This is a genomic window from Sarcina sp. DSM 11001 (genome assembly GCF_900101015.1).
In the GTDB taxonomy this organism is placed as follows: domain Bacteria; phylum Bacillota; class Clostridia; order Lachnospirales; family Lachnospiraceae; genus CAG-791.
Window position 1 is genome coordinate 81,301 of the sequence record NZ_FNFZ01000014.1, and the last position, 20,947, is coordinate 102,247.

General features: G+C 53.3%; 12 protein-coding genes. 4 read left to right on the plus strand and 8 right to left on the minus strand.

Annotated elements, in window-relative coordinates; translation table 11 throughout:
- Window positions 1–275 precede the first annotated feature (275 nt).
- The 3 genes from BLT02_RS09145 (at window position 276) to BLT02_RS17835 (ending at window position 6,860) form a co-directional block, all read left to right on the plus strand.
- Window positions 276–2,711, plus strand: a complete 2,436-nt coding sequence (locus BLT02_RS09145) for a TerB N-terminal domain-containing protein (protein WP_092994117.1) — start codon at window positions 276–278, stop codon at window positions 2,709–2,711.
- Between the two features lie 181 nt (window positions 2,712–2,892).
- Window positions 2,893–4,224 (plus strand): ATP-binding protein, encoded by a 1,332-nt coding sequence (locus tag BLT02_RS09150; protein WP_092994120.1) that lies wholly within the window; start codon window positions 2,893–2,895, stop codon window positions 4,222–4,224.
- 80 nt (window positions 4,225–4,304) lie between these two features.
- Window positions 4,305–6,860 carry a DEAD/DEAH box helicase gene (locus BLT02_RS17835; RefSeq protein WP_242869753.1) on the plus strand — a complete coding sequence of 852 codons (2,556 nt, stop codon included), beginning with the start codon at window positions 4,305–4,307 and terminating at the stop codon, window positions 6,858–6,860.
- 4 nt (window positions 6,861–6,864) lie between these two features.
- Here the strand turns inward: BLT02_RS17835 and BLT02_RS09165 are convergent, their stop codons facing one another.
- Window positions 6,865–7,809 carry a DMT family transporter gene (locus tag BLT02_RS09165; protein WP_207649397.1) on the minus strand — a complete coding sequence of 315 codons (945 nt, stop codon included), beginning with the start codon at window positions 7,807–7,809 and terminating at the stop codon, window positions 6,865–6,867.
- A gap of 159 nt (window positions 7,810–7,968) precedes the next feature.
- A complete protein-coding gene (locus BLT02_RS09170) occupies window positions 7,969–9,150 on the minus strand; it encodes an ATP-grasp domain-containing protein (RefSeq protein ID WP_092994123.1) in 1,182 nt (393 codons plus the stop codon).
- 224 nt (window positions 9,151–9,374) lie between these two features.
- Between BLT02_RS09170 and BLT02_RS09175 the strand changes: the two genes are divergently transcribed.
- The gene (locus tag BLT02_RS09175; protein WP_092994125.1) at window positions 9,375–10,244 is read left to right on the plus strand and encodes a DegV family protein; all 870 of its coding nucleotides are present in this window, start codon (window positions 9,375–9,377) and stop codon (window positions 10,242–10,244) included.
- Between the two features lie 97 nt (window positions 10,245–10,341).
- Here the strand turns inward: BLT02_RS09175 and BLT02_RS17840 are convergent, their stop codons facing one another.
- The 6 genes from BLT02_RS17840 to BLT02_RS09205 form a co-directional block, all read right to left on the minus strand.
- The gene (locus tag BLT02_RS17840) at window positions 10,342–12,144 is read right to left on the minus strand and encodes a carboxylesterase/lipase family protein (protein WP_139187513.1); all 1,803 of its coding nucleotides are present in this window, start codon (window positions 12,142–12,144) and stop codon (window positions 10,342–10,344) included.
- A 67-nt stretch (window positions 12,145–12,211) separates the two neighbouring features.
- The gene (locus BLT02_RS09185; RefSeq protein WP_092994128.1) at window positions 12,212–15,469 is read right to left on the minus strand and encodes an AMP-binding protein; all 3,258 of its coding nucleotides are present in this window, start codon (window positions 15,467–15,469) and stop codon (window positions 12,212–12,214) included.
- Window positions 15,470–15,777: 308 nt separating this feature from the next.
- On the minus strand, window positions 15,778–17,268 hold the full coding sequence (locus BLT02_RS09190; protein ID WP_092994131.1) for a glycoside hydrolase family 32 protein: 1,491 nt from the start codon (window positions 17,266–17,268) through the stop codon (window positions 15,778–15,780).
- A gap of 237 nt (window positions 17,269–17,505) precedes the next feature.
- Window positions 17,506–18,369, minus strand: a complete 864-nt coding sequence (locus BLT02_RS09195; protein WP_092994134.1) for a carbohydrate ABC transporter permease — start codon at window positions 18,367–18,369, stop codon at window positions 17,506–17,508.
- Window positions 18,366–19,244, minus strand: coding sequence for a carbohydrate ABC transporter permease (locus tag BLT02_RS09200; RefSeq protein ID WP_092994137.1), 879 nt, complete (start codon window positions 19,242–19,244; stop codon window positions 18,366–18,368). The genes BLT02_RS09195 and BLT02_RS09200 overlap by 4 nt, the downstream gene beginning before the upstream one ends.
- Window positions 19,245–19,351: 107 nt before the next feature.
- A complete protein-coding gene (locus BLT02_RS09205) occupies window positions 19,352–20,650 on the minus strand; it encodes an ABC transporter substrate-binding protein (protein ID WP_092994139.1) in 1,299 nt (432 codons plus the stop codon).
- Window positions 20,651–20,947: the final 297 nt, after the last annotated feature.

Below are 20,947 nucleotides of genomic sequence, written 5' to 3' on the forward strand. Positions count from 1 at the left end.
TATCTTCTTTTCCTATCTTCTTTTCCTATCTTCTTTTCCTATCTTCTTTTCAAATCCTCTTCTCAAATCTTTCTTTAAACCCTTTTTCAGTTTTTTTCAAATCCATTTATAAATATTTAACCTTGCCCCCTTATGGCTTCCGGCTGAAAAGCGTTGTACAATCAAACGATGGACTATAAAATGTTCTGGTGAGTCCTGCATTTTTGGGGCGATAATTCCTTCAAATAGTTTTCATAAAATAATTTTCATAAAAGTATCTTAATACCAGAGGAAGAATGGAAATGAATCTGGCCGGCCTGACGGCATATGCCCGGGAAAAATATCATATCAGCGAGCAGCACAAATGGGCTGACTTTCCCGGTTTCTCCGTCCTGGCGGATCCGGCCACCGGGAAGTGGGCTGCTCTTTTGATGCGTCAATGGGACTCCGAAGCAGGAGAACAGATTGAGCGGTGTGACATCAAATGCGGGCGCTCCTGTCTGGAAGAATACAGGGTGCCCTGGCTCTCCGGCCCCTTCCGCATGCATGGACAAAAATGGGTCGGTATCCGCTTCGATGAAGGTACAGATCCCGAAATTGTCTGCGGACTGCTGGACCGGGCACTTGGAAATCAGGACGGGCTCTCCGGAAAAAGTTCTGGAAAAGAAAGTTCTGGAAAAGAAAACTCAGGAAAAGAAAACTCAGGAAGCGGCTATCTGTACGTTCTGGGCAGAGACTTTAAACCATGGAAAAAACGTCTTTCCCAAAGCGGGACCAGCAGAGCAGACAGCAGAGAGAATACAGCTGCTGCAAATATTGTCTCCGGTGCGGACGGTAAGCAGGGCAGAGTTCCCGTCCGGGAGGGGATTTCCACGCCATTCTATGTTGAAACACCGCTTCCTGAGGCGGGCACATCACCTGCATATAGCGAAAACACATCACCCGCATATAGCTATAAAAAGTATTATCAGGATTCACCGATTCCCGGCTTTAACGACAAGGGACTTTCCGCCCGGGAGGATGAAATTCTGTCAGCAAAGCCCCCGGGATCAAAACCTGTCCGGGATGATGAAATTCTGCCTGAAAAGATCCGGGGAATGAAACGGCTGTATAAATACGGGGACGGGACCTTCCGGGAAAGAAGCATGAACTTTTATATACAGGGAAAGTACATGGAGGATTACGAGGATGATGTCCCCTGGCACGGGGATTTCAGGCGGTATTTTCCGACCTATCATGACCTTCGCAATGACCAGCTGCGGGGATATTTCACCTGGCGGACAGACATCCGCAGAGGTATATTTAAAAAAGTCCCGGATTCAGTGGTCTATATCTATATCTATGAACTGCTCAACGTGATCGGTGCGTCCTCGCCGGAGGAAAGCCTGCAGAAGCTAAAGGAATTTGAGGAAGGCTATCTGGGACCGGAAAGAACAGGAAGTGAGGGATCAGGAGCCGGAGCGGCAGGACCTGTCTCAGAAAAAGAAGGGGAGAATGCGATCCGCCAGAACCTTCACAAATGGATGCTGGAATTTGCGGTCCTCCACGGAGTCGACCCTGAAACCGCATGCCGATACGCAGACCCGGAGATGATACAGAGGGATCATTTCCTGGAAGTCCTCCGGGACCCGCGCCATTTTGAGGATCGGGAAGTTTTTGATGCCCTCTGTCTGTTTGCAGGGAGTAAAATAACCTCCTCCCCGGTGATCAAAAAAACAGAGGAGGGCATCCCGCTCTTCGCCAAAGCCTGGCGGTACGCCTGCTCGCATTTCAATGAGAACGGCAGAGAATTGTTTAATCATTGTTTCGGCGACCTCAAGACCAAGGTCTGGTTTCCCCTCGAAAATGTGATGTATGGGGCGAGAAGGCCGGCCGAACCGGTCTCCTATATCCTCAACCCCTGCCGGAAATACACCTTTGACGGCAGATTCTGGAAGGAGAGCAGTTACCTGAAGATCTTGTTTGATAAAAAAAGACTGACGGGCTTATTGCATGAAACAGACCGGCAGCTCCGCCTCTACCTGAAAGCGGGCGGCCGCCTGAAGGAGATGTCGGATGAAGCCTGGGCCGCGCCTTATGTGCAGGCAGTCATAGAAGCGGACCGGACCGCGAAAATCGAAGCGGCAAAACCCAAGGTCCACATCCGTTTTTCGGATCTGGACCAGATACGCCGGGATGCTCTCGCGACCAGGGACAGCCTCCTGACAGAAGAGGAACGGCAGGAAAAATACGTCACAACAGTCGAAACCGCTTTATCTGAGTACAGCGATCTCATGAATTCAGGCACAAACAATCCGCAGTTTGATAATTCTGAGAAGGCAGAGACAAGCCCCGAGCGCAGCGTCATTTCTGCAGGAACAGAGCCTGCATTGGACGACGTTTTTGCAGTGACAAGCCCAAATCACCTGCCGGGCGAAAAGCACTCTGCTGATGATATAAAGAACTTTTCGGAGGAAAACCGACTTGCAGGCAAAATGGAAGGAAAGGAGCCCTGCTCTCCCGCCCTTCCTCTCGATGAAAACCAGCGTGACCTGCTGCTGGCCCTCCTGCGGGGGGAATCTGTCCGGGAGCGGATCACGAAACAGCATGGCATGCCGGAGATCGTCGCGGACGGGCTCAATGAAGCTTTGTTTGACGAGATTGGAGACAGTGTCGTAGAATGCGACGGAGATGAGATCATCCTCGTGGAAGATTACCGGGAGGATATTATGGAACTGCTGGGAGAAGGTTGATTCTGCCCGAGTAATTTTAATGATGTTTAAAAAATGAGATTTTTACCTTGAAGTCCGGGTCGTGCACATAGATTCTGTACATAAATCCCGCACATAAGTCCTAACCATAAAACCTTTGCATGGTTCAGGAACTGTTACTCACAGAAAACGAGATGACATTTTTAGACGTGGAGATAATATTTTGAAAGAAGAAAACAAAAAGGCGCCGAGGCGGATCGCCCAGACGGTGCTGAATTCTCTTAAGGGCGGCGTGGTCCCGCGGATCGGCCTGCCCTATATTACTGTTGGAAGAAAAAACGAGATCCAGGCTCTCCTGCACGATGTGGACATCATATCGGAGGGCGGGGCTTCGTTCCGCTTTATCGTGGGAAGGTACGGCTCGGGCAAAAGCTTCCTGCTGCAGACGATCCGGAACTATGTGATGGACCGGGGGTTCATCGTCGCGGATGCGGATCTGTCTCCGGAGCGCCGGCTGCAGGGAACGCGCGGTCAGGGGCTCGCGACCTACCGGGAGCTGATCGGGAACCTGTCCACAAGGACCAAGCCCGAGGGCGGTGCGCTGACACTGGTGCTGGACCGCTGGATCAGCACTGTCCAGACCGGGGCAGCCCGGGAAAGCGGCCTCATGCCCGGAGATCCGGCGCTGACAGCCCTGGTGGACCGCAGGATCTATGAAGTTACGTCCGCTGTCAGCGAACTGGTGCATGGATTTGAATTTGCCAGACTCCTGTCCATGTACTACCACGCTTACATAGAGGGCGCGGATGAGACAAAGGCAAAGGTCGTACGCTGGTTCCGGGGAGAATACAGCTTAAAACGAGAGGCAAAGGAGGAACTGGGGATCAATATCATCATCAATGATGATGACTGGTACGAGTACCTCAAGCTTTTCGCGGCCTTTTTCCGCCTGGCCGGCTACGCAGGCATGTTTATCATGATCGACGAGCTGGTCAATATCTACAAGATCCCGAATTCAATCACGCGTCAGTACAATTACGAAAAGATTCTGACTATGTACAACGACACCCTGCAGGGCAAGGCAAAGTACCTCGGGATCCTCATGGGAGCGACGCCCCAGGCCATGGAGGATAAACGCCGGGGAGTCTATAGTTATGAGGCGCTTCGGTCCCGCCTTTCCGAAGGCAGGTTTTCCAGGCCAGGCGCGCGCGACCTCCTGGCTCCGGTCATCCGCCTCGAGGCCCTGACGGCAGAGGAGATGCTGGTCCTGTGTGAGAAACTGTCCGAGATGCACACCGATCTCTACGGCTATCCGCGCAGGATCACGACAGAGGACCTGGCCCTGTTCATCCGCATTGAGTATGAGCGCATCGGGGCAGACCTGAACATCACCCCCCGCGAAATCATCCGCGACTTCATCGAGCTCATGGACCTGCTCTATCAAAACCCTGCCATGTCCATCTCTGAACTCCTGAATTCAGATGAATTCTCCTACACAAAATCCGATGCCGTCTCCGATAAGGCGGATCAGAACTACGCGGAGTTCACGTTATAGTACTTGTACATGGATTTCAACATACAGATGTCGGTGATCAGAACTACGCAGAGTTCACGTTATAGTACCGGAGGACAACTATGGACATTTTTTATCGCTACGCGCCTTTTATTCAGGACTATATTTACCGGTCGGGCTGGAAGACACTGCGGGCGGTACAGAACGCGGCGGGAGACGCGATCTTCAACTCGGACAAGAATGTGCTGCTGACGGCATCGACGGCCTCCGGAAAGACGGAGGCCGCTTTTTTCCCGATTCTGAGCCTGCTGGATGAAGATCCGTCCGCCACAGTGGGAGTGCTTTACATCGCGCCGCTCAAGGCCCTGATCAACGACCAGTTCGGCCGTCTGGAAGAGCTGTGCGAAGAAGCGGCGATCCCGGTCACCCGCTGGCACGGAGATGCGCCCCGGTCCCGCAAGAGAAAGCTCATGAAAAAGCCCGCCGGGATCCTCCAGATCACGCCGGAGTCCCTGGAATCTCTGATGATCAACAAACATATGGAGATCCCGTCCCTGTTCCGGGATCTCCGCTTCATTGTGATCGATGAGATCCATTCCCTCCTGCGGGCTGACCGGGGCGGGCAGACCTTCTGCCTGATCGAACGCCTCTGCCGACTGGCAGGGTGCACACCCCGGCGGATCGGTCTGTCGGCGACCATCGGAAACCCGGAGGAAGCCGGCAGGTTCCTCGCTGCCGGAAGCGGGCGCGGGACTATCATTCCACGGTTTGACGGCGGAAAGGAAGTCTGGCGCCTGTCGATGGAGCATTTTTTCAATACAGATCCCCAGGCGGACGGAACAGGAAACAGTTCTCCGCCCGGTACTCTGCCGCCTGCAGCGCCAAAGAAAACGCCGGTCACAGCCGGCCTGACAGCTGAGTCCACTCTGGCTGCAAAACCCGGAGAATCCATGGAGGATGTCCTCGGAAAGCTGGTGGAATCCATTCTGGAGAACCATCCCGGAGATTCTCTGAAAGGAAATTTTCTGAAAAAAAATTCTCTGAAAGAAAATTCTCTGAAAGAAAATTCTCTGAAAGAAAATTCAGGGAATTGTCCGGAAGGGCTTTCAGAGAATTCAGAGAATTCGGAAAAGTCAGAGAAGTCAGGGAAGTCAGCAGCCGAAGATCCGGGTAAGGCTGAGGAAAGCACCTTTCTGACTGTAGAACCGCCCACCGACAGGGCCCCCGAGGCGGCGGATCCCGGCATGGGCTATATCTTTGAACACACGCGGGGAAAGAAGTGTCTTATTTTTACCAACTCCCGCGAAGAATGCGAATCAGTATGCCAGCATCTGCGTCAGTACTGCGAGGCAAACAACGAGCCGGACAGGTTCCTCATCCACCACGGCAACCTTTCGGTCTCCTACCGGGAGAGCGCGGAAGAGGAAATGAAGGACGACGAGTCCCTGATGAGTGTCTGCGCGACGGCGACGCTGGAACTGGGCATCGACATCGGGAGGCTCGAGCGGGCCTTCCAGATCGACGCGCCGTTCACAGTTTCCGGCTTTCTGCAGCGCATGGGCAGGACCGGAAGGCGGGGCAGTCCGTCGGAGATGTGGTTTGTCATGCGCGAGGACCATCCGGAGCCACGGGCCCTGCTCCCCGAGACACTCCCCTGGCGCATGATCCAGGGCATCGCCCTGGTCCAGCTCTATGTAGAGGAGCGCTTCGTGGAACCGCCCCGCACAGACAGGCTGCCGTTCTCTCTCCTCTACCACCAGACCATGAGCACACTGGCCTCCTGCGGCGAAATGACGCCCGCTGAACTGGCCTCCCGGATCCTGCCCCTGTCCGTCTTTCACCGGATCAGCCAGGATGATTTCCGCCTTCTCCTGAGGCACCTTCTGGAGATCGACCATATCAACCTGACTGAGAACGGCGGCCTGATCGTCGGTCTTGCCGGGGAGCGGATCGTGAACAATTACAAGTTTTACGCTGTCTTTCAGGAGAACATAGAATATTCCGTCCGGGCGGAATCCCGGGAGCTGGGCACCATCGTCAATCCCCCGCCGGCAGGGGAAAAGATCGCCATCGCCGGCCGGGTCTGGATCGTCGACGAGGTGGACCACAAGCGCCGCGAAGTGTACTGCACCCTGGTCAAAGGGAATATCCCCGCTTATTTCGGCGATGTCGCCGGAGACATCCACACCCGGATCCTGGAGCGGATGCACGGTGTCCTGACGGAAGATAAGAGCTATCCCTACCTCATGCGCCACGCCGTATTCCGGCTGAAGGAGGCACGGGATGTCTTCGCGAAAGCAGGCATGGAAAAAAAGCCGCTCATCCATCTGGGCGGAAAAATGTGGGCCCTGTTCCCGTGGCTGGGAAGCTATGCCTTCCTCGCTCTGGAGCGCTTTTTGAAGCTCCGCTGCGCAAGGCGCCTGGGCCTCAAGGGGCTGAACCCCTCCCGGCCTTATTATATGCAGTTTACCATGCAGGTGAATGAGGGCGAATTTTTTGAAATACTAAAAGAAGAGGCGGATGCAGACTTCGATCCGCTTGAACTCGTCTACCCCAAAGAGGTTCCCGTCTTTGACAAATACGACCAGTATGTACCTCCGGAACTTGTCCGCAAGGGTTTTGCCCTCGGCGTCCTCGACGTGGAGGGAATGAAAAAGCGCGTGCGGGAATGGGGATGAGCTTTCAGGCACCGCTCCGCTCACTGACCAGGGCAGATCCCAGAATGAGGACCGCGCCCAGGGCACCAGCGGCGGTGAGGCTCTCGCCCAGGAAGATCCAGGCAAAAAACAGGGCGGAGACAGGGTCAAGATAGCTGAAAACAGCGACGGTCTGCGCGGGAAGGTCCATACTGCTGAAATACAGCACGTAGGCGATCCCCGTATGAACGATCCCCATCAGCACCAGCAGGAACCAGCCGGTGCCGGACATTTTTTCCAGCCCGGGATTCCTTGTGATGAGCAGGTAGGGGATCATGACGGCCGCCGCGGAAAACAGCTGGATCATCGTTTTGACAACAGCGTCGAGGGGCGGGAGCAGTTTATTCAGTATGACTACAAAGGCATACAGAGCGGCCGCTCCGAGCCCGTACAGGATACCGCGCGGATCGCCGGCGGAGCCGGCAGCTGCCGCCGCTCCGGGAATCGTCAAACCGGGTATTGTCACTCCCGGAATTGTCACTCCGGAGAGGAGAACAAGTCCCAGGATAGCAAGAAAAGCACAGACCAGTTTTTTGGCAGTGAGCCGTTCCCGGAACAGGAGCGGAGACAAAAGGATCACGATCGTGGGCTGCATGTAGTAACAGAGGGTCGCCACGGCCACAGTGGTATATCGGTAGGCCTCGAAGAGCAGAATCCAGTTGACCCCAATGGCCGCTCCGGAGAGCACCAGCCAGAGCAAGGCGGAGCGGGGAACAGGCTGGATACGGGTGTTTTTCCTGTTCTTCCTGAGCCCGAGAAAGCCCAGGAGAAAGAGCGCTCCCAGGATCCCCCTTGAAAATGCAAGAAATTCAGAAGAAACCGGAATGCTGCGGCGAAAGATACCAACTGTGCCAAAGATCAGCATGGAAGCAGTCAGCTTTACAAGGGATCCGGATGAAAATCCTGTTGAGTACTCCGATTTCATTGTCATAATAATCTCTCTTACTCAGTAACTGTTTCTAATAACTCAGGAAAAATAGCTTAAGAAAAATCACTTGAGAAAAATAACTTAGGAAAAACTGCATGTCTTTTTTCGATCACTTTGTCGAAAACCCCGACGAGGCCTGTCTCCGTTCCGCCGTCCTCTTCCTCAGCCCAGGACAAAGGCGAAGTAGTCGTCCATCTCTTCCTTCTCTTTAAATCTCGCAAGATAGACATATCGTCCCATGGAAGGCCAGTCGATCGGCGGCATTTCCTCCTGCATCACGATATCGCTCCCGTAGCGCTCCATGATCTCCTCGTGGCTATGGGAGAAGATATGGCCATCCTTGCGGGCTGCATAGGCGCAGAAGTAGTGATCGTCGGATTCTGGGGCGAACCTTCTGCCGGAGGTGACCATTTCCGCGTAAATCTGAAAGACATCGGTCGACTGGGCGATATTCATCATATCCGGATCATGGCCGCCGGCGGGCCGCATATTTACCTCCATCACGGCATAATCTCCGGCTTTCCCGATGCCGTCATAGTCCTTTGTAATGTTGATGAATTCAAAATGGACAAACCGCCGGTCCGCCCCGAAGGCCTTTACGGTCTTCCTTCCCAGTTCGAGCAGTCTTTCGGGAACATCAGGGGTCGTGTAAAAATGAACGTTCTCGTCATTCTGAACGGAATCCAGGACAGGCGCATAGGTGCACATGGATTCAAACAGCGGCTCACAGTCCTGACCGATGACAGCGTCATAGGTACAGATATCTCCGGACAGGAATTCCTCCATCACATAGGGAACAGACGGCAGCTCATCATAAAACGAGACCAGGTCGTCCTCCGTCTCAAGCTTCATCGCTCCATTTGCGCCGACACCGATATCCGGCTTTACGATCACAGGATAGCCGACTGTGGCTGCAAACTGCCTTCCTGCCTCGAGGTCCGTGACAATGTGCTGGCGCGCGGTGGGGATGCCTGCTTCCAGAAATACTTTCTTCATGGAGGATTTCTTCACAAGTTTCCCGATTCCGTCCTCCCTGGTGCCTACAGCAATATTGAAATCCGTCCTCAGACGCGCGTCTGCAGGGAGCCAGTATTCATTCAGGGATTCCAGCCAGTCTATCCTGCCGTATTTATGGATAAAAAAAGCGGCGGCCCGATATACCTGATCATACTCTTCAAGGGAATCGACATAATAATACTCTGTCAGGGAGTTTTTGAGCTGATCATTGAGCTCATCGTAGGGCACATCTCCGATTCCGAGCACATTTACTCCAAGCCTGTGCAGACGGTCACAGAAATATGTACAGGTGACGGGGTAGGCGGGGGAAATAAAAATAAAATTCATAAGGGATCTCCTTTCGGCGATGTGGTTTGAGTTATCTTTTCCTACGCTGTGTTTTTCTGTTGTTTTTTCATTTATCAGTTTGTTCTTTCATCCATCAGTCTGTTCTTTCATCCATCAGTGAATTGCGGTCGGAGCAGTTTCGTGTTATTCTTATTCTATTGGTTTTGATTCTGTGCGCAGGTATCACAGAGCGCATTCGTAAGACACTGTACAGGAGACTATGTATGAAAACTGCCGTCGTCGTTGACAGTCACAGCAGCATCACCCCCGAGGAAGCCGGGCGGCTGGGCATATTTCTGCTTCCGGCACCGTTTCTCATTGATGGCGTCAACTACTATGAGAATGAAAATATCACCAGGGAAAAGTTTTTTGAGCTGTTGACTTCAGGGGCCTCCGTATCCACTTACCAGCCTACGCCGGATAGTATTATGGAGATCTGGGACAAGGTGCTTCTTTCCTATGATGAGCTCCTCTATATGCCCATCAGCAGCGGTCTGAGCGGCTCCTGTTCCACTTCCATGCTTCTGGCGGAACAGGATAAGTACGAAGGCCGAGTGTATGTAGTGGATAACGGCCGGATCTCCACGCCGATGCACTGCACCGTCCTGGACGCGCTGGAAATGATCGAAGCCGGTCACAATGCTGCCCATGTCAAGTCTGTCCTGGAAAAATACCGGGATGAGGAAGTGATCTATCTTGCCGTGGATACACTGGAATACCTGAAAAAGGGCGGAAGGATCACTCCCGCTGCCGCGGCTGTGGGAAGCATTTTAAAGATAAAGCCGATCCTGCAGCTGACTACCGGCATTCTGGCTCCCTACAGAAATGCCCGCGGTATGGTAAAAGCAAAAGCCATGATGATCGAACAGATCCGGACCGACCTCAACACCCGCTTTTCCGATTGGTATAAGAATAACGCCTTCTATCTGATGACCGCCACCAGCGCGGATCCGCACACGACAGCGGACTGGATCCGGCAGGTAAAGGAAGCCTTCCCCGGCATCCCGGTTCTGAGTGATTACCTGTCTCTGGGCGTCTGCTGCCACACCGGGCCGGGAGCTCTCGGAATCGGCGTATCGGTCAAGCCGGTCTGATAAGGACGCGGCTGTAAAGCTGCAGCTGCTTTTTCGATCTTCGATCCCATACTTCCCTGCATTCCCTTCGTCAGAAAAAATTTCTTCAACAAGGAGATCAATATCTGCGTTTCAGACAGTGCAGTCCGTACATGGCCGAACCGGCCAGGGCCAGAGACAGACCTGTGCGGGCTGCAGAATGCTTCAGATACTTCATGATCTTTCCAAACTGATCATAATTTCCATTGTACCTGTAGGCAAGGAGAGGTTCGATCAGAACCCGGTTTTCCTTCTGCGGGTCAGAGACCATGCGGATCTCATCCCCGAGCAGCATGGTCTTTCTTTTTTTGTGTCTGTTCCCGACCTCATATTCTTCCCATGGATATTCCTCCGACCCGGGATTCCCGGACGCCGCGAAGCGGGCCCACATATCCTGGACGGTATCGGAGAGTTCTTTGTCCGCCTTTTTCCCTGTATAAATGGTTTCCTCAATATTGCCAAAGACATAGGCAAGTTCTACGGCATGACAGGCGCCGAAATGCGGGATGGCGGACCTTTTTGTCCAGTAATACATATAAGTCTTTCCGCCGTTTTCGGCATGGAAGGAGGCCTGTGCGATGGAGGGCACGCGGAAGACCAGTTCATTAAAGAATTCTGTGGCCCTGTGGGCGGCACTGCCTTTCTGAAGAGTCAAAAAAGCCTCTGCCAGGGTTCTGTCCTCTTTATTGAAGCTGTGGATGATGCTCCGGACCAAAAGCGGGGCCAGGCACCAGTACATGAGCCAGCTGCCCATCTCCCCGATCCAGTACCTGGTCTCATCCGCATTTGTACCGATGAGCATATCGATCCCGGCGCCTTTTCCTTCCCGATAAGCCTCATAGAGATCCTCCGGCAGGATGATCCCGTCACGCACAGGAAAAATGTTGTGGTCGTTGAGCTCTTCATTTATACTGCGGATCCGGTCTTCATCGATGGCCGCCAGGTCTTCCATACAGGACGCGCCGGTCTCCTCCAGGAGCCTGTCGGTTAGCGCCCGGGCCTCTTGCCTGCTGTAGGTAAAGGCGATCGAGCCGCTCTCTGCGATCACTCTTTTGAAAAGCCCTTTTGCGGAGTCGATCAGAGGCAGGAGGGAGACGCTGGATGCGCCCGCCGATTCTCCAAACAGGGTCACGTTTTCAGGATCTCCGCCAAAGCCGTGGATATTCCCGCGGATCCAGGTGAGGGCGCAGATCTGGTCGAGCAAGCCCAGGTTGCCGCTCTCCCTGTAGTCCTCCCCGCCCTTCACACCGGAAAAATCCATGAAACCAAAGAGGCCGATCCGGTAATTGATCGTGACCAGGACCACATTTCTCTGCCGGCTCACAAATTGATGGCCGTCGTACAGGGGGTCAGCCGTCCCGCCCCAGCCGTAGGATCCGCCGTGGATAAAAACCATGACAGGTTTCCCGGCGGAAAAGCTGTCTTTTGTATCTGTGGAAGGTCTTTCGGAAGAGAATCTTTCCTTCGTATCCGCGGAAGGTCTTCCGGCAGAAGATTTGTCCTCCTCATCCGGGATTGACCTCTTTTCCCCGGGACAGGTCCAGATATTCAGGGTCAGGCAGTCCTCCCCCTGCCTGTATAAAGAAGCTCTTTCCGAAGCCTCTTCTGTCTGGATGCAGGATTTCCCGAAAAACCGCGCTTCGTAAACACCATCGTCCGGGACAGCCGGTTCCGGAGCCTTCCAGCGGCGGGTGCCCACAGGCGGTACTGCATAGGGAATGCCCTTGTAGGACCGGACACCGTCCTTCTCGGTCCCCACAAAAGTCCCGTTATGACACTTAACAGCGAGGGCAGTGTCATAGGGTTTCCCCGTCAGCACTCTGTTCACCCCGATGAGTTTCTGCATGCACTTCCTGTATTTTTCGATGTTGTAGACTGCCATGGAGTTTTCTCCTGTTTATCCTCTCCGCCAGCGCACCGGAGCAGCGGTCAGGACCTGGCCGCGGCAATTATCTCTTTTTCCTGATCTTCGCGGAGAAACTCCTGAGAAGAGTTCCTCCTTCTCTGACCTTTTCCCTGATCAGACCCGATCCGGGCAGAGCTTCGGATGTTTTTTTCACTGTTTCCCTGCCCCTGTGCAGACTTTCAGAGATGATTTTCCCATCGTGATCGCGGCGTCTGTCAGGTCCGTCAGAGATCCTCTCCCCTGCATTTCCCAGCCTGTGCGTCCCCTCCGAGATCTTTTCCCCGATCGTTCCCAGCTTCTGCCGCTCATCCGAGATCCGTTCTCCGATAGCCTCTTTGAACACCTCTTTGATCACTTCTTTATGGATCCTGTGCGTGATCTCTTTGATCGTGAGATCCTCCTGCCCGTTGTGCTGCGCAATCAGCTGCGCCGTACCGGCGAAGATTCGCGAGAATTTCTCAATGCTCTTTTCGTTGTACCAGCTGGCGGAGAAGTCGATCATGAGCTGCAGACCGTCTGCTCCATCCAGTACCTCCATGTCCAGGATCGTCTGGGAAGCGGCCTGATTCTGACGCACATCGACGACTTCGATCCCCGCGTCCTCCAGAGACTCCGTGTCGCGCAGGTCCTGCTGGTACAGCAGATAGGCGCTTTCCCCGGTCGCCACTTCTCCGTGGATATCCACATAGGGATAACAGCTGTGCTCGATCCCCTTCCTCACCTGGTCCTGCACATCCGAAAAGACATCCCTGATCGTTCTATCCGGCCGGAACCTGATCCCCACCGGCAGCTCCCGGAACAGAAGCCCGACGGAGGACATGTATTCGATGCTTTCCCGGCCGTTATAATTCCAGGAGATCTTGATGTCATTGCACTTGTTGTAGATGGAGATGGCCAGCGCTGCGACGGTGATAAAGAACTCATTGCGGCTGATGCGGTAGGACTTCTCGATCTCCTGCATCTGTGACTGTTCGATCTCCAGTTCCGCAAAGATCTCCCCCATCTCGTTGCTTCTGGATTTGTGGTCAATAAAAGGATACTCCGACCACTCGATCCCGTCATACCGGTCTTCAAAGTATTTCCGGCTCTCCTTATAAAAATCCGTGTGGATGACGTTTTCGCGGTCCTGCAGCATCAGATAATAATAGTCCCGGTTCAGCGGCTGGCCCGTGAACGCCTTTTCAACACTGTCCATAAATACCTTAAAGGATGTGCCGTCAAAAAGTGAATGATGGACGTCAAAGAAGAAATAACCCGCCTTCTCTGTCTCAAAGATCCTGCAGCGGAACATACGGCCGCCTATGATCTTAAAGGGATAGACAAGGGTGTCCTTTACATATTTCAGTTCGAATTCTGTCAGGTGCTCCACGTGGAGTTCTTCAAAGATCTCCGGCGAATATTTCTGCATCAGCACGCCGTCCTCATTCCAGTAGTAGGTCGTCAGGAGCGCCGGGTGGGCCATGATGACCTCTTTCATGACGGCACAGGCCTTTTCCATGTCGTAGATCTCTTTATCGAGCTTCATCATCGTGAACAGGTTGTACATCGTCGAGAAAGGGGTATACAGCTGATAGTTCACCATGTAGGTCTGCTCCGCCGTCAGGGGATGGGCCTGGGCGATGGATTCCGCGTTCCGTTCATCGGCGGATTTTCCGCCGGTTTCCTCAATCTTTTTATCATAGAGCTCCGCGATCTTTTCAGGGGTCCTGCCCACAAAGACCTGCGAAGAAGTCAGGTTCGGAAGATCACACTCGGTGATCAGCGAGATGGCGGAAAGGGAATCTCCTCCCAGTTCATAAAAATCATCGTGGATGCCGACCTGTTCCAGACCAAGTGCCTTTACAAAAGCTTCACAGAGCTTTTTCTGGGTCTCCGTCTCAGGCGCCGCATAATCGCTTTGAAAGCTCCCCGATTCCGGCCGGGGAAGGGCTTTCCGGTCCAACTTGCCGTTGGTCTTCAGGGGGATCTCGTCAATTTTAACAAAATAGGCCGGGATCATATAGTAGGGGAGCCTTTTGCCCATCTCACGGCGGACCTGATCGGCGTCAAAGGAGACGTCCTGCTTATAATAGGCGCACAAAAAGCTCTTGCCCCCCTCATCAAATCCCCTGACAGCAGCCCAGTCCAGTCCCAGCACTGCTTTAAAGGCCGCTTCGATCTCTGCGGGCTCGATCCTGTTCCCGTTGATCTTGATCATGTCGTCTCTGCGCCCCAGGATAACGTAATTGCCCGATCCATCTTTTTTCGCCAGGTCTCCCGAATGGAAATATCCGTCTACAAAGGCTGCCTTCGTCTGTTCCGGCAGGTTGATGTATCCCCGCACATAGGGATCCTCAAAACACATCTCTCCGATCTCGCCATCCGCCGCTTCTGTCCCGTCCTCTTTGAGCAGGAAAATCTTTGTATCCACCTCAGGGTGTCCGACCGGGCAGGTGCTGTAGGACCTGTCGATCCTGAAGAACCCCACAGCGAAACCGCTCTCGGAGCAGGCGTAGATATTGATCAGGTCCAGCCCTTCGACGTAGACATTGTTGGCCGGCTCGCTCCCCACAAACAGCATCCGGAGGAAGGGCGTCTTTTTGCCCCCGAGCATCCGCACATAGGAGGGGGTGAGGAAGGTGGCCGTGATCTTTTTGGTGATAAAGAGCCTTGCCAGGGCAGCCGTGTTTTTGATGGTCTCGTAGGACGCGATATAGTTTTTTGCCCGGAATTTGCTCAGGGCGGCGAGGATCACAATGATGGAAGCCACAAAGTTCAAAGGAGAAAGTGTGGCGGCACTGTCCTTACCTGAAATTATTTCCCGGCCGTCCTCACGGATCGACAGGACCGCTCTCTCCAGGTTTCCATACTCATGCAGGACTCCCTTGGGATTTCCCGTCGTTCCGGACGTATAGACAGCAAAAGCCGCGTCATGGGGATCCGCCTGGACATGCCCCTCCAGAGGTTCCATACACATCACGTCCTCCCAGTCTTCCGCGTTGAGCTCCGTCTTACAGCCGCAGTCCTCCCGGATAAACCGGATCCTTTCCGCCGGATAGGTGTCTTCGACCAGCACCCAGGCGGCGCCTGCTTTCCAGACCCCGATCATAGCAATGACCGGGAGAACACCGCGGGGCAGGTTGATCAGGACGAAATCCTCTTTCCCGATCCCCTCCTGCTTCAGCCAGGCATAGACCCTGCCGGACATCTCATCCAGCTGGTGATAGGTGATTCCCTTTGTATAAACCTCATCAAAAAGGATCGGAGCAAGAGGATCCCTCTGCGTAAACTCTTCAAGGCGATCCAGTATCGTATCTGCCATATTCTTTTCTCCTGTTTCATTCGTTATAAAGCCAAAGCTGTAGTCTTTTGTATATAGACATTATCTAACTTCTTCTTTTATTCGACAACTTTTTTTCGCAAATTGCCGGTTATTATCGTTACTTGAGGTTACTAGCCAAACCCTGACCAGGGCCTGACCATATAACTGTTTGAGCCATTGACCGGAACCAGGAGAACGCTCTGAGTCTCCGCCCACAGATTTTTATGCAATGGAAAAAGCCCCCGAAAAGGGGCTTTTCCTGAAAGATAAAGGTTTCTCACTTTGAAACGATCTGCTGATTTTATCGTTTATGATTCCAGGGAATACAAGGTGATATCCATCTCCGCTTCTCCAGTCGCGCAGAAGGAAATTCCGTCCGCATCAGGCTCCGTGAATATAGCGGCGGTCATCACTTTGGCTCCGTCTTCAGCGAACACTTCAACGCTGTATCGATCCAGGATGACACGGATCCGGAGCTCCTGCTGCGCGTCCTCGATGAAACAGCTGCACTCATGCATGAGCGCCCGCCTTGTCCCTGAAAACCGCCGGTCGAGCGTCAGAAGAGATTCTGCCGGACGATAGCTCAGAGAAGTATGCCATTGGTCTTTCTCCGCGAAGTGAATCTCGAATTTTTCGTAACTCTGCTCCCGTCCTTTGGGTCTCACCCGGATCTCCAGGTCAGCCGCGCGGCCGCAGACTCCCGGCAGGGTCATCCGGTCTGATACCGGAATGCCGCGGTACTGCGTATTTCCGCGTCTGAGCAGCTCCAGTTCCCTGACCGGTCTCTGGCAGAGGCGTCCCCCGCGCAGAAAGAGCTCTCTGGGCAGGGTCATCTGTCCCGCCCAGGGCGAATCCGGCTCCCGAATCGTGATATCGTCCCAGTTCTGCATCCACCCGATCAGGACGCGTCTCCCGTCCGGTGTGAGAACGGTCTGCGCCGCGTAAAAATCGATCCCGTAATCCAGGGGCTGATCCGCTGTTTCAGGAAACTGTCCCGGTTTCCCGCCTTCCTCTCCGATCAGGCAGATCGTTGTGTCCCCGGCAGGATATTTTCCTTCCACAGGAAGCATATCCATCGGGCTGACGATCAGGATCCACCGGCCGTCCATGCAGAAAAAATCCGGACATTCCCACATAGTGCCGAAACGATAATTGTTTTTGATCAGTATCTTTTCAAATTCCCATCGAAACCCGTCCGGGCTCTTGTAAAGCAGGACCTGACCGCTCCCGTCTTCCGCACGGTTTGCCATGACACAGCGAAACGTCCCGTCTTCCCACGGGATCATCTTCGGATCACGGAAATCCGCGCGGCTGGCACCTTCCGGCATATCTTTCCCATCGATCACCGGATTCTGCGGGAGCTTGTCAAAATCGACTCCGCTTCCAATCGCCAGACACTGGGTCTGTGTTGTCTCAATCTGCCCGTCCGCCTCTTTTTCTTTCCGCACACCGGTATACATCAACAGGAGTCTTCCATCCGCAAGCTCAATTGAACTCCCTGAAAAACAGCCGTCGCGGTCATATTCCTGATCGGGCGCCAGCGCAGCCGGCAGATATTCCCAGTTCAGCAGGTCTTTGCTGACGGCATGCCCCCAGTGCATGGGCCCCCACCGGGACGCAAAAGGAAAATACTGATAAAAAAGATGATATGCTCCCCGGTAATAAATAAACCCGTTCGGATCATTCATCCACCCATTACAGGCAGTAAGATGAAAACACGGGCGCACTGGCCCGGTCAGTTTTTCCCCCTGTTTTTCTTCGAGCCGGGCATTGGATAGTTTTTCACTGATGTATTTCATTATGCTGATCCTCGCCTCCTGTGCCGGAATGTTTTACCTGACGGCTTATAGATTCGCCCCCGCCATACAGCGAGGGCGAATCTGTCATTTAAAATCATTCAGTATATCGATACAGTGTTTTTAAGCCTTTTAAAGAAGCGGGAGGGCTTTTCATTGAGTTCCAGACTCGCGAGCGAGTCTGGCACATCGGGTACTGTATACCCACCGGGGTATCATCCAGCACGCCGGGTCTGCCGTTTAGCCCTTGACTGCTCCGGAAGTAACACCTTCGACGATGTACTTCTGCAGGAATACATACAGGATCAGGATCGGCAGCATAGCAAGCAGCAGGGCTGCCATGACAAGGCCGATATCCGTCGAGTAGGTTCCATAGAAGGCCTGGGTCGCGATCGGGATCGTATAGAGATTCTTCTTGGTCAGAACAAGGCTGGGCAGCAGGTAATCGTTCCAGAAAGCCATAGCGTCGATGATGGCCACCGTCGCGATCGTAGGCTTTAACAGAGGGAATACGATCTTCCAGAAGGTCTGCCAGCGGGTACATCCGTCAATGTAAGCGGCCTCTTCCAGTTCCAGCGGGATATTGGTATGGATCGCGCCATGGAACATGAAGGTTGCCATAGATACCGAAAATCCGACATGCATCAGGATCAGCGTCAGCCTGTGATTCAGGACACCCAGAGTTCCGCCGTAAACCGAAACCAGAGGCACCATGAGAACCTGGAAGGGAATGACCATGGAGGCGACCATGGCTGCGAACAGCAGGGCGCAGGCCTTCCATTTCTGGTTGCGGACGATGACAAAGGATGCCATGGCGGAGATAATGATCGTCAGGATCGTAGCACTGATGGTAATGATCGCGGAGTTCGCGAAGACAAGCCAGAAATTCATCTTTTTCATGGCTTCAGGAAAGTTCTTCGTCGTAAAACCATGCTCACCGACCAATGCCAGCGGATTCGATGTGATGTCGCCCTTTGTCTTGAAAACATTGATGATCACCAGTATAAAGGGGGCGACAAAACAAAGGAACAGCACCAGGAGTACGATCCACATGACCACATGCATGATCTTTTTCTTTCTCGCGGCTTTTTCATTCTGTGTCATGCTGCCACCTCCCCTTTCTTACCGATGTAGACCTGGGTGACGCCGACAATTGCACAGACCACGAACAGAATCAGAGCTTCAGCCTGGCCCAGGCCGTATTTTTTATAGGTAAATGCTGTGTTGTAGACATGCATGGCCGCCATGACGGAGGTATTGTAGGGCTCACCTTTTGTCAGGGACAGGTTCACATCGTACACAACGAAGCATCTCGTGATGCTCAGGAAGATGCACTGCACAAAAGAAGATCTCATAAGCGGAATCGTGACGTTCCACATTGCCTGAGAAGGTGTGCACCCGTCGATCATGGCAGCCTCTTTGAGGGAATCCGACACGCTCATAAAACCGGCCACATAGATCAGCATCATATAACCGGCAAACTGCCAGACCGAAACGAGGATCAGGCAGAACATTGCTCCGTTTGTTGTCGACAAAAGAGACGGTGCCGTTCCGCCTTTGATAGCGGAGGCAAGCGCGACGAAAGCGCGGTTAAAGACAAATTTCCAGATGTAACCAAGGACGATACCGCCGATCAGGTTCGGAACGAAGAAACCCGCGCGGAAGAAATTCTGTCCCTTGACACCGCTGGTCACGAGATAAGCCAGGAAAAACGCTACAACGTTGATCAGGACGACCGCGAAAATAGAATAGATCGCTGTGCGGCCCAGCGCCTGCCAGTAAGCAACGTCCTTAAACGCCTCCGCGTAGTTTGCCAGTCCGACAAAAGGTTTTGTTTTGGCAATACCGTCCCAGCTTGTCAGGGTGAGGTAAATACCATAGATAAACGGAATGATCACGACAGCACAGAACAGGACAGTCGCGATACCGGCGAACATCAGAAACTGCTGTGCCTTATAAGATGATGTATTTCGTTTCATTCATTCTCCCCTTTCCAGGACATGTGAATGCCGGCATACGCCAGGCATGCTGTCTCTGCCGGCATTCACACCTGTAATTTGTTTTTTCCTGTTTTTCCAGGGAAATATCAGTGCGCGCCGACCTGAGCAGTTGCCCAGTATCCGGTAATTTCCTTTGCGAGACCCGCGCGGTCGATCTCACCGGCGAGGTACTTCTGCATAAAGGAACCGACCACAGAATAGTGATCATCCGGCAGATAGTTGTAGTTGGGGATCAGAGCATCCGCATCCGTAAATGCCTTGACAGATTTTCCAAGCGGATCGGAAACTTCCAGGGTGATATTGGAATAAGCGGGGACCAGTGCGCAGTCATTAACGATAAAGGACTGACCCTCTTCATCATTGACCAGCCAGTTCAGGAAATCCTTCGCGGCCTGCTGCTGCTCAGGGCTGGTATTCTCGGAATTGTCGATAAAGAAATACTTGGAGCCGCCGCCGACAAGCTTCTCATTGCTGCCGTCGCCGCTGTCATTCGGGACAGGCATCATGCCCATGTTCTCAGAAAAGTCATAGGCATTGATCACGGACCAGTCCCAGTTGCCGCCGAACATGAAGGCGATCTCGCCCTCAGCCAGCTTCTGCTCGGTCACTTCGCGCTCTGCGGAGATGGCGGCGTCCTTGGCATAGTTATAGGTCTTCAGGAGATCAAAAGTATCCATGAGGGCATTAAACTTGGGATCCTTCTCCAGAGAAACGGAACCGTCCTGGATGCCCGCGATGAAGGCATCAGGATCATCTCTCTGCTCATAAACCTCCGCGAAGAAGTGCGCTGCCAGAGACCAGTCCTCTTTCATGACACCGCAGGGAGCAGCCATGCCGCCCGCCACCAGCTTGTCAAGAAGAGCCTTGAAATCAGCAGTCGTCTTGATCGAAGCAGGATCAAAGTCTTCGCCGGTGACATTCTTGATGGCATCGGCATTGTAGATGATGCCGCGCGCCTCGATGCAGACCGGGAAGCCATATACCTTGTCGTCAATGGTGATGGCCTGGGTCGTCTTGCCTGTCCAGTCTTCACCGGTCAAATCCAGCGCATGCTCCGCAGCCAGGGCATAGACATCCTTCGCGTCCACCATGGAAATGGTGTAAGGTTCATTGGAGGAATATCTTGTAGCCAGATGGGCAGCGACCGTGTCACTGGAATAATAGGCTTCGACATCGACGCCCTTCTCTTCGGAATACTCTGCCGCTTTCTCCTCCAGCTTGTCCTGGATCTCCATCTTGGAGTTGAAGATCGTGATCGCAACGCCGCTGCCGGAATCACTTCCGCCGGGAGATGCACTTCCTCCGCCTCCGCAGCCTGCCAGCAGACCTGCTGCCAGCACAGCAGCTGCCATCGCGGCAGCAGCTTTCTTCAAAACATTTTTCATAATGATTCTCCTTCCCGGGCACAATGCCCTGTTTGCAGATATCCCCTGTCTGCCAGCCGTTGTTGTGCAGCGTAATCCGTATGGTCTTGACATCCCGTTGCCAGTCCGGACTAATGTCCGTCTTATTCATAAGGAAAAGCACCTTGCGTATTCATTTCACCGCGTATTCATCTCATTGAATAAATTGCAATAAATCCTGAACAGACATTGCGTTTCGGCTGAAAGACAATTCTGTAACCGGTATTGTTATCGGTATTGTTATCGGTTACAAAACCGGTTACATTAAAAATACTTTAA

Bases quoted from the DNA above. Each gene is read 5' to 3' on its own strand.
- BLT02_RS09145 (WP_092994117.1), top strand. From the start codon at position 276: ATGGAAATGAATCTGGCCGGCCTGACGGCATATGCCCGGGAAAAATAT.
- BLT02_RS17835 (WP_242869753.1), top strand. From the start codon at position 4,305: ATGGACATTTTTTATCGCTACGCGCCTTTTATTCAGGACTATATTTAC.
- BLT02_RS09165 (WP_207649397.1), bottom strand. From the start codon at position 7,809: ATGACAATGAAATCGGAGTACTCAACAGGATTTTCATCCGGATCCCTT.
- BLT02_RS09170 (WP_092994123.1), bottom strand. From the start codon at position 9,150: ATGAATTTTATTTTTATTTCCCCCGCCTACCCCGTCACCTGTACATAT.
- BLT02_RS09175 (WP_092994125.1), top strand. From the start codon at position 9,375: ATGAAAACTGCCGTCGTCGTTGACAGTCACAGCAGCATCACCCCCGAG.
- BLT02_RS17840 (WP_139187513.1), bottom strand. From the start codon at position 12,144: ATGGCAGTCTACAACATCGAAAAATACAGGAAGTGCATGCAGAAACTC.
- BLT02_RS09185 (WP_092994128.1), bottom strand. From the start codon at position 15,469: ATGGCAGATACGATACTGGATCGCCTTGAAGAGTTTACGCAGAGGGAT.
- BLT02_RS09190 (WP_092994131.1), bottom strand. From the start codon at position 17,268: ATGAAATACATCAGTGAAAAACTATCCAATGCCCGGCTCGAAGAAAAA.
- BLT02_RS09195 (WP_092994134.1), bottom strand. From the start codon at position 18,369: ATGACACAGAATGAAAAAGCCGCGAGAAAGAAAAAGATCATGCATGTG.
- BLT02_RS09200 (WP_092994137.1), bottom strand. From the start codon at position 19,244: ATGAAACGAAATACATCATCTTATAAGGCACAGCAGTTTCTGATGTTC.
- BLT02_RS09205 (WP_092994139.1), bottom strand. From the start codon at position 20,650: ATGAAAAATGTTTTGAAGAAAGCTGCTGCCGCGATGGCAGCTGCTGTG.